Genomic DNA, 13572 nt, shown 5'->3' on the forward strand with positions numbered 1-13572 from the left:
GGAGGTCGGACGGGCGTGCGCCGCCGACGGTGGTCGGGGAACGAGCGCCCACCCTACCGGTGCCCCCGGGACCTCCGCGGGCCGAGGACGGCGGCCGGCTCAGGACGGGGAGGTGCGGCCCGGCACCGGGCCGGACGGCCGCACCGGCCGCCCGAAGCGCCCCGGCGGGACGGACCGCGGCAGCGGCACCCGGGTGGCCTCGTCCGGCACCGCGGCCGGGGCGGCGGGAGCAGCGGGGGCGGCCTGCGGGCCGACCGTGGCGGCGCCCGCGACCGGGGCGCGCAGCAGTCCCGCCACCGGCACCGCGTCCGCCTCCTCGCCCGCCAGGCGGGCCAGCAGTTCCAGGGTGAACAGGTTGTAGTCGTTCACCACCCGGTGCGCGCCGGACAGGTCGCGGGCCTCGATCCGGTCGACCAGGTCGCCGTGCCGGTCCCAGCAGACCCCGGCGATGTCCCCCGCCTGCCGCAGGTACGGGGCGGCGAACATCCAGGACTGCACCCGCAGCCAGCCGAGGTACTCGGCGATCCGGGCGTTCCCGAGCAGGGCCGCGGCCTCCTGCCAGAACCGCAGGTCGCATCCGACCAGCACGTCGAGCTGACCCTGCCGGGAGGCCCGGGCGGCGGCGTCCGCCCGGCGGCGCAGCGAGGGCATCCGGGACCAGTCGTAGCCGCCGGTGCCACGGGCCGGGTGCGCGGTGAGCCGGCGCATCGCGCTGTCGGTGAGCAGGGTGCGCGCCTCGAAGATCTCCAGGAAGTCCCGCCAGGTGAAGGCCGGCACGGTGAAGCCGCGGTGGTGCTCGGCGCGCAGCAGCCCCTGGGCGGCGAGGTCGACCATCGCCTCGCGGGCCGGGGTCGCGGACACCCCGTAGAGGTCGGCGATCTCCTTGACGGTGAAGTTCCGGCCGGCGGCGAGCCGGCCGGCCATCATCTCCTCGCGCAGCGCGTCGGCGATCTGCTCGCGCAGGCTGTTGCGCTGGATCGGGGGACGGGCGGCACCGGTGCCGTACATGCGCGGCCACCCCTCCTCGGCAGGTGTCACGGGGCCAGCGCGGAAGGCGATGGCGGCTCATCTTCTCAAAGTCGCCCCCGGGGTGCACAAGTACCCCATCACGCCCATAACCGGACACCGGGCACCGGCTGCCGGAACAGCCGGGTCGCCCGGCGGTCGGGGACGGGACGCGGGCCGGCCGGGGTCAGCGCTGCACGGGCGCGGGAATGCCGAGCAGCCGGTCCCGGTGCACCGGGAAGTCGGCGCGGGCCTTGCCCACCTCGGCCGGGTCGAGCTCCACCGTGAGCACCTCCTCGTCCGGGCCAGCCTCGCCGAGCACCCGGCCCCAGGGGTCCACCACCAGGCTGTGCCCCGCCTGCGGCACACCGCCGTGGGTGCCCGCGGTGTTGCAGGCCAGGACGAACGCCTGCTCCTCGACGGCACGGGCCCGGGCCAGCAGTGTCCAGTGCTCGCGACGGCGCTCCGGCCAGGCGGCCGGGACCACGAGCAGTTCGGCGCCGTCGTCGAGCAGCGCCCGGAAGAGCTCGGGGAAGCGCAGGTCGTAGCAGGTCGCGAGGCCCAGTCGGCCCAGGTCGGTGGCGGCGGTGACGATCTCCTGCCCGGCACCCATCGCGACCGCCTCGCCGCTGTCGAAGCCGAAGCGGTGGATCTTGCGGTACGTGTGGGTGAGCGTGCCGTCCGGCGCGAACAGCAGCGAGGTGTTGTAGACCGGGCCGTCCGGATCGCGTTCGACGATCGAACCGGCGTGCAGCCACACCCGGGCCGCCCTGGCGGCCGCCGACATGGCCTCGGCGGTGGGCCCGTCCAGCGGCTCGGCCCCGGTCGACCACGCCTCGTAGGCGAAGCCGCCGAGCGCCCACAGTTCGGGCAGCACCACCAGATCCGCGCCCTCCTGGGCCCGGACCAGCGCCGCAGCGCGGGACCGCCGCTCGGCGGGCGGCTCGGAATCGGAGACCGCGAGTTGGATCAATGAAGCGCGCACAGTACCACCGTCCACGGCAAGAGTCCTACGATCATCACCCGAAAGCACTGCCCTGCTGTGACCCGACAGCGTAACGTGCGGGTAGCGCTTGCGCCCCCAGGTCCCGGCGGCGGCCGGCGGCGCGTGTTGGAAGCTGACGGAGGGCCGGAGATACCCGTGACGGACAACCAGACCGTGCAGGCTTACACGGACGCGTGGACGCAGTCCATCGAGTCCGTGGCCGAGCTGCTGGCCCCGCTGCCGACCGACTCGTGGAACCGGCCCACCGAGTGCCCCGGCTGGTCGGTCCGCGACATCGTCTCGCACATCATCGCCGTCGAGTCCGAGCTGCTCGGCGATCCCCGGCCGATCCACTCCCTCCCCCGCGACCTGCGGCACGTCACCTCCGAGTTCGCCCGCTACGTCGAGCTGCCGGTCGACAAGCGCCGCTGCCACACCCCCGTGGAGATCACCAGCGAGCTGGAGTACACGGTCATCCGCCGCTCGCGCGCCCTGCGCAACGCCCGCCACCAGCCGGAGGACCTCGTCCGCTGGCCGGCCGGCCCGCTCTCCCGGGACATCAGCTACGCCGAGCTGCTGCGCAACCGCGCCTTCGACGTCTGGGTGCACGAGCAGGACCTGCGCCGTGCCCTCGGCGTGCCCGGCAACCTGGACTCCCCCGGTGCGGCGGTCACCCGCGACTACCTGGTCCAGGGGCTGCCCAAGGTGGTCGCCAAGCTCGCCGGGGCACCGGCCGGCACGACGGTGGTCTTCGACGTGACCGGTCGGCTGGAGTTCCTGCGCACCGTCCGGGTGAACGCGGTCGGCCACGGCAGCGTGGACACCTCCGTCGCCCTCGCCCCCGACGTCCAGTTCCACCTCGACTGGGAGACCTTCCTGCGGCTCGCCTGCGGCCGGGTCCGGCCCGAGATCGCCGCCCACGCCGTCCGCGTCGACGGCGACACCGAGCTCGCCGCCCGCATCCTCGCCCACTTCGCCCTGACGCCCTGACCCCTCCCGGGGCACTCCCCTGGCGCACGCCCCCGCACGCGGGTGGCGCACCCCGTCGCACCTCCGTACGACGCCTGCCGACCGCCACATCACGCGTTCGGACTCGTTGATGCGTGCAGAACCCATCACCGAGAGTGAAGGAGGGGCGGTATGCGCGACGAGACCGACATGGTGTTGGTGCCGTCGAGCTTCCCGATCACGGGGCAGCCGATCAGGGTGGTGATGATCGACGGGGAGCCGTGGTTCGTCACCGCGGACGTGTGCAGGATCCTCGGATTGACCAACCCGAGCGAGGCCGTGAGGAGCCTCGACAGCGTCCGCGTCCGGCGGGTCGACCTTCGGGTGATTACCCTCAGCCCGGCTGAGGGTATTGACGTTTCTGCAGGTGGAAAACCCTATGGACGCGGCAACCCAGTGGTCGGTGTAGTGGACGAAGCCGGCCTGTACCGGCTGATCCTGCGGTCCGCCAAGTCGGCCGCCCAGCCCTTCCAGGAGTGGATCACCGGGGATCTGTTGCCCTCGATCAGGCGCGGTGACTTCGACCTCGGTCACCACCGGGCGCGGATGGCCGAGACCCTGGCCGAGGCGGTCGGGGAGCAGGTGGAGATCCTCACCGACGTCACGCGCAGTGACGGCATCGGCGCCCACGTCCGCTCGGACGGCACGGTGCACTGCCGGCACGGCGAGATGGAGTTCAGGGTGCCGGGCCGTGGCGAGGACAGCGGTCCGCCCTTCGGCCCGTACTACAGCTGCCCGAGCGTGGAACGGGTCGGGATCCGCGGGAGCGTGGTGCTGCCGCGCTGCCCGCGGCTGAAGCTGGTCGAGCTGATCCGGCACCTGGCCGAGACCGGCCGCCGCAACCACCCGGGCGGCACGGTCACGTGCGAGCTCGGCCGGATCACCTTCTCGGGGGCACCGCTCGACATCGCGGACCTCCTCCGGGAGATCGGCGAGGTCTGAGTCATGCTCATCAACCGGGCCTAGGGTTTCTGACCTGCGAAGACGCCAATACCCTTACTTGAAATAAGGGTATTGGCGTCTCGTGTTCAGTGCCCCGCCTTCCGGCGGAGCCGAAGGATCATGAAAGTCCCCAATGCCAGCGGCACGTACTGCCAGCAGAACGCCCAGCGGTAGGCCTCGGCGGAGTGGGTGCCGTCGGAGCCGGCGAGGGCGTCGAGGAGGACGCCGATACCGAGCAGGGTGACGACGGCTCCGACGAAGCCGCCCATGTTGGCGATGCCGGAGGCGGTGCCGAGCCGCTCGGCGGGGTTGTGCGAGCGGGCGTAGTCGAGTCCGACCAGCGAGGCCGGGCCGTTGCTGCCCATGACGGCGATCAGGACGACGAGCCACCAGAGCGGCGGGCGGCCGCCGGGCCAGCACAGGGCCACGGCCCAGCAGAGCGCGGTGGCGGAGATCACCGCGAGGCTGAGCGGCATCCGGCTGCGCGGGCTGCGGGAGACCGTACGGCCGAAGACCAGCGCGAAGACCATGTTGCTGACCACGAGCAGGGTGAGCATTCCGCCGGCCGCGGTGCGGCTCATGCCCTGGCCCTCGACCAGGTAGGGCATGCCCCAGAGCAGGCCGAAGGCGCTGGCGGGGAAGGCCGTGGTGAAGTGCACCCACAGGCCGAGCCGGGTGCCGGGTTCGGCCCAGGCGTCCCGGATCCGGCGGCCGACGGAGGCGGCCGGGGCGGTGGCCGGGGCCTCGCGCCGGGTCCGCCGGTCGTGGCCGGGCCCCTCCCGCAGGACGAGCCCGACGAGCGCGAAGACGCCGATGCCGGCCAGCGAGATGGCGGCGAAGGTGGCCGTCCAGCCCTGGTCGTGCAGGGCGCGGGCGAGGACGACCGTGGTGACCAGGTTGCCGCCGACCCCGACCAGACCCGTGAGCTGGGCGATCAACGGGTTCCGGGCGGCCGGGAACCAGTGCGCGGCGATCCGGAGCACGCTGATGAAGGTCATCGCGTCGCCGCAGCCGAGCACGGCCCGGGAGGCGAGGGCCGGGCCGAAGGAGGTGGCGAAGGCGAAGGCCAGCTGCCCGGCGCTCATCAGCAGGACGCCCAGCAGCAGCACCCGCCTGGCACCCTGCCGGTCCACCAGCAGGCCGACCGGGATCTGCATGGCGGCGTACACCAGGACCTGCAGGATGGCGAAGGTGGAGAGGGCGGAGGCGCCGATCCCGAACCGGGCGGCGGCGTCGAGGCCGGCGACGCCGAGGCTGGTCCGGTGGACGACCGCGAGGAGGTAGACCGAGGCGCCGACGGCCCAGGCCGCCCAGGCGGCTCGGCCGCCCGGGGGGACGGGACGGACGAGGGGCTGCGGCGGGACGAGGGGGGACGGGGGACGGGTGGTGCCGACTGGGTCCGCGCTCATGGCCCCTGAGCCTAGTCATCCCATGACCGGATCAATCGGGCAGGGTACGAACCGGGTCCGCACCACGAACACGGCCCGGACGCCCGGACACCGCCCGGACGCCCGCCCGCACCCGCGACCGGCCGGTCAGCCCCAGCCGGTCAGCCGGTCAGCGTCCAGCTCACGGTGCGGGTCATGAAGCGGTCCCGGAAGGCCTCGTCCCGCACCCAGTCCGTGGTGTCGCGGACGGTGGCGGTGACGGTCGCTCGGGCGCCGGGCGCGAGCGCCAGGGCGGCGGTGTCCAGCCAGGTGCCGCCGGGGGCCGCGACCGGCCGCCCGTTCACCGTCCACTCGACGGCGAGCTGGCGCGGCCCCTCCAGGGGCACCGCGCCCACCTGGAGCCGCGGTCGGCCGGAGACCACGCCCGGCGTGGGCGAGGCGCCGTCCAGCGGCTTCACCCGGCGGTAGATCTGTTCGACGATCGCCTCCCGCGAGGGCAGGTTGTACTGCCCGCCGAGGGTGCGCATCACGGAGTCCGCGGTGGGCCGGTAGAGGCCGTTGGCACTGCGGTAGGCGCCCACCACGCCGCTGCCGTCCGGGGAGGTCGCGCCGAGCCAGCGCCACCACTTGGTGTGGGTCCGCAGCATCTCGTCGGCGTCGACGGCCGAGAGGTTGGCGTAGTCGGGGTCGTCGGGGGCGCTGTCGTACTCGTCGCCGAGGTCGCCGACGGTGTGGCCGATCTCGTGCTGGATGATCCGACCGGCGTCGGGGCTGCCGCCGGCCAGGGTGGTGACGCCGGTGCCGCCCGCGCCGCCGTACTCCTCGGAGTTGGCGAGCGCTATCAGGTACTGCGGTCCGGCGTCCTCGCCGGCGTAGCGGGCGGTAGCGGACTCGTCGGCGCAGAGCAGCCGGGCCGTGCCCTCGCACCAGAAGTGCATGCCGAGCGGGGTGTCGGTGGGCCGGGCGTCCTCGCCCTCGGCTATGCCGGAGACCGGGGAGACCACCTCCACCCTCCGTATGTTGAAGAAGTTCTGGTAGGTCCGGAACGGCTCGATCTCCATCAGGGCGCGCCAGGCCCGGTCGGCCTGTTCCCGGAAGAGCGGCTGCTGGGCGGCGGTGTAGCCGTCGCCCAGCAGCACCAGAGTGATCCGGTTGGCCGGGTCGCCGGCCCGGCGGATGTCCACGCTGGGGGCCACGCCGGGTGCCCGGAGGTCGATCCGGTTCGGGGCGGGCGGCGCGCCGCGGTCGGTGAGCGGTCCGACGGGCGGCCCTATCACCGCGGACGGTGCGGGCGCCGCGACCTCCAGGACGGCGGGCAGCACGGCGGCCGACATCAGCACGAGTGCGGCCAGACTCCGGACGATCCGGCCAGGGTTGCCAGGCGGCATGCGGGTGCGTCCTCCGGGCTCCGGTCACCCGGCAGGGGCTCGGGTGGTGGTCGCACAGACGTACCCCTCGCGACACGCCCGGCCGACCGGACGCGCTCGAAGTTCGCCGGACCGGCCCAATGCCGCACCGGCGTGTCGGCTGGCCACGGGGGCACCGGACGCCCCGGAGACTCCCTGGTCAGCCGCCCGTCAGCAGTCCGTCAGCAGTCCGTCGGCCGCCGCACAGTCGCCGGCAGGCCCCCGGTCAGCCGCCGCGCAGCGCGGTGAGCGGGTCCGTCCGGGCCGCCCGGACGGCCGGGTAGAGCCCGGCGAGCAGCCCGACCGCGGAGCCGATCAGCGGCGCCGGCAGGGTGGCCCAGGGCTGCAGGACGGCCGTCCAGTCCCGGGCGGCCGCGACCGCGAGGACGGCGAGCACGCCGACGCAGGTGCCGATCAGTCCGCCGAGCGTGCCGAGCGCGGTCGACTCGGTCAGGAACTGCGCGGCGATGTGCCGGGTGCGGGCCCCCAGGGAGCGGCGCAGGCCGATCTCGGGGGTGCGTTCGAGGACGGCGACGAGGGTGGTGTTGGCGATCCCGACCGCGCCCACCACCAGGCAGATCGAGGCCAGCGCCAGGAACAGGCCGGTGAGGTCGGAGGTGACCCGGTCGCGCAGGCCGTGCGGGTCCGGCGGGGCGGTGACGGTCAGCAGGTCCGGGGCGTCCGGGCGGAGGGCCACGGCCAGCTGGTCGGCCACCACGGAGGCGGCGCCGACCCGGGTGGCGGCGATCAGGTGCGCGGCCTCGTCGTCGGCGGTGCCGGGGTTGCCGAAGCGCTCCAGCGCGGTGGACTCCGGGACGATCATGCCGAGCAGGGTGTCCGGCAGCCGCTCGACCCTGTCGTAGACGCCGATCACCGTGTACGGCAGGCCCTGGATGAAGATCGCGGGCTGGGCGTCCAGCCGGGTCACCCCGAGCCTCGTCGCCGCCGTCCGGCTGAGCAGCACCACCGGCAGCGCGGTGGACTGGGCGTACCGGTCGAGGGTCACCCCGGCGGCCAGGGTCGGGTGCACCGCGGCGACCGCGCCCGGGGTGGCGGCGAACAGGGCGATCCCCTGGACGCCGGGGCCGTCGGCGGGGGTCGCGGAGACCCGCAGGTCGTCCGAGGGGATCCGCCACCACAGGCCGACCGCGGTGACTCCGTCGATCCGGCCGGCCCGGACGTCGGAATCGGGCGGGAAGCCGGTCGGCGGGTTGGCCCCCGGCGGGACGCCGTCCGTCACGGGGTGGTCGGCGACGGTCACCGTGGTCGCCCGCGCCAGGTCGAACCCGGCACCGATCTGGCCGGAGGCGGTGGCGGTCAGACCCAGCACCGCGACGAACGCCCCGATGCCGAGCACCGTGCCGAGCATGGTGAGCGCCGAGCGTCCGGGGCGCTGCAGCACGCCCGCCAGGGCCTCGGCCACGAGGTCGCGCGGCCCCAGCCGGGAGGGCGGGCCGGCCGGGCCGGCGGCGGTCATCGGACGGCCGCCGGTTCGGTCAGGCGGCCGTCCGCAATCCGGACGACCCGGCGGGCCCGCGCGGCCACGGCCGGATCATGGGTGATCATCACCAGGGTGTAGCCCTCGTCGTTGAGCCGCTCGAACCGCTCCAGCACGGCGGCCGCGCTCGCGGAGTCCAGGTTGCCGGTGGGTTCGTCGCAGAGCAGCAGGTCGGGCCGGTTGACCAGCGCCCGGGCGATGGCCACCCGCTGCCGCTCGCCGCCGGACAGCGTGGTGGGCAGCGCCTCCACCCGGTGGCCGAGACCGACCCGGTGCAGGGCCTCCCGGGCGGCCGTCCGGCGCTGCTCGCGGGGGGTGCGGTTGTAGACCTGGGCGAGCTGCACGTTCTCCTCGGCGGTGCGGTGCGGCAGGAGCTGGAAGGTCTGGAAGACGAAGCCGATCCGGCGGCCGCGGAGGGTCGAGCGGTCCCGGTCGCGGAGGCTCCCGGTGTCGATGCCGTCCAGTTCGTACCGGCCGGTGGTCGGGGTGTCGAGCAGGCCCAGCAGGTGGAGCAGGGTGGACTTGCCCGAGCCGGACGGGCCGGTCACCGCGACGAACTCGCCGCGCCGCACGGACAGGTCGCAGGGGTGCAGGGCGGTGACCGGCGGCGGCCCGGCGAAACTGCGGCCCACCCCCTCCAGTCGGATCACCTCGCTCACCGTCCGACCACCACCTGGTCGCCCGGCTGGAGCTGGGCGGCCTGCACGGGGGTGACGGCCACGTACCCGTCGGCGTTCACGCCGGTGGTCACCGGCACGGTGACCTTGCGGCCGGTGGAACCGATCCGGGTGACCGCCGTCCGCCCGGTGGCGTCGGTGTACACCGCGGCGACGGGCACGCACAGCACCGGCTCGGCGGTGGCGCTGCGCTGGACGGTGATGCGGACGTTCTGGCCGCTCAGCGCGGCGGGCAGCGGCTCGGCCGGGGTGATCCGCAGCGGCACGTAGGCGGCCGCGGGCGGGGCGGCCGGAGCCGCCGGAGCGGCAGCCGCGCCACCGGAGCCGGCGGCCGTCCCGGAGCCGGGCGGAGCCGCGGCGCCGCCGATCGCGATCACCCGGCCGGCGGGTGCCGTGGTGGTCCGCGGGCCGAGCTCGGCGACCTTGCCCCGCACCACCGTGCCGGTGCTCTCGGAGAGGATCTCCACCGTCATCCCGGGGGTGATCCCGGGTGCCTGGCCGGGGGTGAGCTGGCCGGTGACCACCAGGTCGCCGCTGGTCAGCGAGAGCAGCGGGCCGGTGACCGGTACCCCGACGGCGGCGTTCACCGCGGTCACCGCGGCCGGCAGCACCGGCAGGAAGACCACCTCCCCGGCCGGCAGCACCGGCCCGTCCGCCTCCTGTGCCCGGGCGAGCGCCGCCTTGTCGTCGGACAGCTTCTGCTCGGCCTGGGCGAGCTGCGCGGCCAGGTCCGGCAGGACGGTCTGCTCGGGCGGGGCGGCCGAGGCACCGGCCGCCGAAGGGACCGCGGGGGCCGGGGTCTGCCGGGACTTGAGGTCGTCGACCGTGCGCTGATCGGCCTCCACGGCGCGCTTGGCGGCGTCCACGGCCTGCTTCGCGGCCGCGCCCCCGGTGGGGGCGGGGTGTCCGAGCTGCCGGTAGAGGTCGGTGACGGCGGAGGCGGTGCCCGGGCCGAACTCGCCCTCCGCGTCCGAGCCGCGTCCGTGGCCGAGGTCGGCCAGCGCGGCCTGCAGCTGGGCGACGTCGGACCCGCTGGAACCCTGCTTGAGGTCCCGGTAGGCCGGCACCGCGCCCTTGAGGACGAACAGCGGCCGGCCGGAGACCTCCGCGAGCAGTTGCCCGTTGGCGACGGCGTCTCCGGCCTTCACCGCCAGCGCGGAGACGTACAGCTGCGTGATCTCCGGGGAGGACGAGGCCGGGGTGACGTCGTACCGGGTCGGCGGGTAGACCTGGCCGCGGGTGACCGTGGAACGGGTCAGCACCTTCATGGCCGCCTCGGCGGTGAGGGTGCTGCCGGGCGGCGGGGCGGTGTCGGCCGCCCGTTCGGCGGGCGACTCGACCAGTCCGGCCGCGCCGAGGCCGCCGCAGGCGACCAGCGCCGCCGAGGCCGCGACCGCGAGCAGCGCACGGCGGCGGCGCACCAGCCGCGACCGGCCGGATCCGACCGCCCCGGGGGCGGGCTCCTCCTCCCCGTCGAATTCGCGCTCCGGTTCCCGAATCAGATCGCTCACTGCCATGTCACCAGCCATCGCCGCTGCTCGTCGGAGGAATTCACGTGCACCGGAGCGGGTGATTCCGAATTCCCCACCACATCCGGATCGAGCCGCCTCAGCCTACCCTCGCGACCCGCCGCGCCATGCGATCCCCGGGCCGCGAATTTCGCGCCGAACTTCCCGTACGCGCACGGAATTCGGCCGTTCGGGGCAGTTCCGCGAGCACATCCGCGGCAAGATCGCACCCCGGGTTCGGCCGTCCGGTCGACCGGAACGCGCGGACGGCGTCCACGAACCCTGAATGGGGTCGTTCGGCGTGATTCCGGATGAATACCGGGGAATTGCGCGGCGTTGGTTCAGCCGCGCCGGGGGCGCAGCACGAGATGGGTCGCGACGCCGAGCAGCAGACCCCAGAAGGCCGCGCCGATGCCGAACAGCGTCATGCCCGAGGCGGTGGCCAGGAAGGTCACCACGGCGCCGTCCCGGCCGTGCTCCTCGGCGACCGCGCCGGCCAGGCTGCCCTGGAAGGAGGCGAGCAGCGCCACCCCGGCGATCACCGCGATCAGTACGTGCGGCAGCCCGGTGAACAGGCTGACCAGCACACCGCCGAAGCTGCCCACCAGCAGGTACAGCACGCCCGCGGACATGCCGGCGACGTAGCGCCGCCGCGGGTCCGGGTGGCTCTCCTCGCTGGTGCAGATCGCGGCGGTGATGGCCGCCAGGTTGACGCCCGGCGAGCCGAACGGCGCCAGCAGCACGGAGACCGCGCCGGTGGCGCCCACCAGCATCCGGTCGTCCGGCCGGTAGCCGGAGGCCCGCATGATGCCGAGGCCCGGGGCGTTCTGCGAGGCCAGCGCCACGATGGTGAGCGGTAGCGCCAGGCCGACGGTCGCCGCCCAGGAGAAGGCCGGCACGGTCAGCACCGGCCGGGTCGGCCCGCCCGACCCGAGGTGCAGGGGCAGGCCCACGGTGGCCGCGGCGAGCACCGCGCCGGCGAGCAGCGCCAGCGGCACGGCGTACCGCGGCAGCCACCGCTTGGCGAGCAGGAAGGCCGCGAAGGTGCCGAGCACCAGGGCGGGGGCGCCCCGCAGCTCGGTGAAGATGCCGGCGCCGAAGGTGAACAGGATGCCGGCCAGCATCGCGTTGACGATCCCGACCGGGATCGCCCGCACCAGTCGGCCGAACAGGCCGGTGGCGCCGAGCACGGCCACGGCGACCGAGGAGAGCAGGAAGGCGCCGACCGCCTCCCGGTAGGGGTACGAGCCGAGGCTGCCGACCAGCAGGGCCGCGCCGGGGGTGGACCAGGCGGTGATCACCGGGGTCCGGGTCCACCAGCTGAGCAGCAGACAGGTCAGGCCGCTGCCGATCGACACCGCCCAGATCCAGGAGGCGGTGTGCGCCGCGTCCAGGTGGCCGGCCGCGGCCGCGGCGAGCACCACCACCAGCGGTCCCGAGAAGGAGACGGCGATGCAGACCAGCCCGGCCAGCAGGGCAGGCAGCGAGGCGTCGCGCCGCAGCGACGGCCGGGGCCCGGGCAGGTCGGCGGCGCTGCGGGCGGTCTTCACCGCGGTCTGACGATCGGACATGGCAGCAGTATCGCCGAGTGCCTCCGGACACCCGGAATCGTTTTCCCGAACACCGCCCGCCCGCCGCCGTCGGGTCCGGGAACGCCGTCGGCCCCGCCCCCACGGAGGGGGCGGGGCCGACGGCGTGCGCCTGGGATCAGGCCCAGGTGATCAGCCGCTTCGGGCGCTCCAGGAGCGCCGCGACGTCCGCGAGCACCTTGGAGCCGAGCTCGCCGTCGACCAGGCGGTGGTCGAAGGAGAGCGCCAGCGTGGTGACCTGGCGGGGCACCACCTTGCCCTTGTGCACCCAGGGCATCGCCCGGACCGCGCCGAAGGCGAGGATGGCCGCCTCGCCCGGGTTGAGGATCGGGGTGCCGGTGTCGACACCGAAGACGCCGACGTTGGTGATGGTGATCGAGCCGCCCTGCATGTCCGCGGGCGAGGTCTTGCCCTCGCGCGCGGTGTCGACCAGCTCGCCGAGCGAGAGGGCCAGCTGGGTCAGCGTCTTGCCGCCGGCGTCCTTGACGTTCGGGACGATCAGGCCGCGCGGCGTCGCCGCCGCGATGCCGAGGTTGACCTGCCCCTTGATCACGATCTCCTGGGCGGCCTCGTCCCAGGCGGCGTTGATCTCCGGGTGCCGCTTCACCGCGGTGAGCAGCGCCTTGGCTACCAGCAGCAGCGGCGAGACGCGGACGTCCCGGCCGAGCTCGCCGGTCTCCTTGAGCTTGCGGACCAGCTTCATCGTGCGGGTCACGTCGACCTGGACGAACTCGGTGACGTGCGGCGCGGTGAAGGCCGAGGAGACCATCGCGGCCGCGGTCGCCTTGCGGACGCCCTTGATCGGCACCCGCACGTCGCCCGCACCGCTCGCCACGGGGGCGGCGGCCGGTGCGGCCTGCGGAGCGGGGGCCGCCACGGCCGCCGGAGCGGCCGCCGCGGGGGCCGGCGCGACGGCGGCGTGCACGTCCTCGCGGGTGATCACGCCGTCCGGACCGGTCGGGACGACCGTGCGCAGGTCGACGCCGAGGTCCTTGGCGAGCTTGCGCACCGGGGGCTTGGCCAGCGGCCGCTCCCCCGCCTGCGCGGGCACCGGCGCCGGAACGGCGACCGGCACCGCGGGGGCGATCGGCGCCGCCGGGACGGGCGGTGTTTCACGTGAAACCGGAGCGGCGGCCGCCGGAACGGCGGTCCGGCGGGCCCGGCGCTGGGTGCCGCCGGTGCGCGGACCGTAGCCGACCAGCACCTCGCGCCGCTCGGGCACCTCCTCCGCCTCGGCCGGGGCGGCCGGTGCGGGGGCGGCAGCGGCGGCCGGCGCGGCCGCCGCCGGGGCGGCACCCTCGACCGCCACCGCGATGATCGCGGTGCCGACGTCGACGGTGGAGCCCTCGGGGAAGAACAGCTGCTCGACGACACCGGTGAACGGGATCGGCAGCTCGACGGCGGCCTTGGCCGTCTCGACCTCGCAGACGACCTGGCCGTCGGTGACGGTGTCACCGGGCTTGACGTACCAGGAGAGGATCTCGGCCTCGGTCAGGCCCTCGCCGACGTCGGGCATCTTGAACTCGCGGAGCGCGCGGACTTCGGTGGTCATGTGCGTCGCTCCTC

Annotated in this window: 11 protein-coding genes; 2 read left to right on the forward strand and 9 right to left on the reverse strand. The window is 74.7% G+C overall.

Translation table 11 applies throughout. From position 1 onward, the window contains the following. Positions 1–99: 99 nt before the first annotated feature. Together IE98_RS0130975 and IE98_RS0130980 are read right to left on the reverse strand one after the other, a co-directional pair. Complete coding sequence (locus IE98_RS0130975; RefSeq protein ID WP_063749036.1) at positions 100–1008, reverse strand: GntR family transcriptional regulator; 909 nt, start codon at positions 1006–1008, stop codon at positions 100–102. Between the two features lie 184 nt (positions 1009–1192). Beyond that, complete coding sequence (locus IE98_RS0130980) at positions 1193–1990, reverse strand: carbon-nitrogen family hydrolase (RefSeq protein ID WP_030274694.1); 798 nt, start codon at positions 1988–1990, stop codon at positions 1193–1195. Between the two features lie 156 nt (positions 1991–2146). Here IE98_RS0130980 and IE98_RS0130985 point away from each other — a divergent pair, with 156 nt between their 5' ends. Together IE98_RS0130985 and IE98_RS45275 are read left to right on the forward strand one after the other, a co-directional pair. Beyond that, positions 2147–2980, forward strand: coding sequence for a maleylpyruvate isomerase family mycothiol-dependent enzyme (locus IE98_RS0130985; RefSeq protein ID WP_030274697.1), 834 nt, complete (start codon positions 2147–2149; stop codon positions 2978–2980). A 150-nt stretch (positions 2981–3130) separates the two neighbouring features. Then, a complete protein-coding gene (locus tag IE98_RS45275; RefSeq protein ID WP_078661437.1) occupies positions 3131–3940 on the forward strand; it encodes a Bro-N domain-containing protein in 810 nt (269 codons plus the stop codon). An 86-nt stretch (positions 3941–4026) separates the two neighbouring features. On the opposite strand, the gene IE98_RS43350 is transcribed toward IE98_RS45275, so the two are convergent. From IE98_RS43350 to IE98_RS0131025, 7 genes are all read right to left on the reverse strand, one after another. Then, a complete protein-coding gene (locus tag IE98_RS43350) occupies positions 4027–5349 on the reverse strand; it encodes an MFS transporter (RefSeq protein ID WP_052391197.1) in 1323 nt (440 codons plus the stop codon). Between the two features lie 140 nt (positions 5350–5489). Continuing rightward, complete coding sequence (locus IE98_RS45280) at positions 5490–6716, reverse strand: M64 family metallopeptidase (protein WP_052391198.1); 1227 nt, start codon at positions 6714–6716, stop codon at positions 5490–5492. Between the two features lie 244 nt (positions 6717–6960). Next, entirely contained in the window at positions 6961–8211 is a 1251-nt protein-coding gene (locus tag IE98_RS0131005) for an ABC transporter permease (protein ID WP_030274703.1), read from the reverse strand. Then, complete coding sequence (locus IE98_RS0131010) at positions 8208–8891, reverse strand: ABC transporter ATP-binding protein (protein WP_052391199.1); 684 nt, start codon at positions 8889–8891, stop codon at positions 8208–8210. Before IE98_RS0131010 ends, IE98_RS0131005 begins: the two co-directional genes overlap by 4 nt. Then, entirely contained in the window at positions 8888–10420 is a 1533-nt protein-coding gene (locus IE98_RS49590) for a peptidoglycan-binding protein (protein WP_052391200.1), read from the reverse strand. Before IE98_RS49590 ends, IE98_RS0131010 begins: the two co-directional genes overlap by 4 nt. A gap of 338 nt (positions 10421–10758) precedes the next feature. Then, positions 10759–11988 (reverse strand): benzoate/H(+) symporter BenE family transporter, encoded by a 1230-nt coding sequence (locus IE98_RS0131020; protein ID WP_030274708.1) that lies wholly within the window; start codon positions 11986–11988, stop codon positions 10759–10761. A 136-nt stretch (positions 11989–12124) separates the two neighbouring features. Next, positions 12125–13558, reverse strand: coding sequence for a dihydrolipoamide acetyltransferase family protein (locus IE98_RS0131025; protein ID WP_030274710.1), 1434 nt, complete (start codon positions 13556–13558; stop codon positions 12125–12127). Positions 13559–13572 lie beyond the last annotated feature (14 nt).

It is taken from the genome of Streptomyces sp. NRRL B-24484, assembly GCF_000717715.1.
GTDB lineage: Bacteria > Actinomycetota > Actinomycetes > Streptomycetales > Streptomycetaceae > Kitasatospora.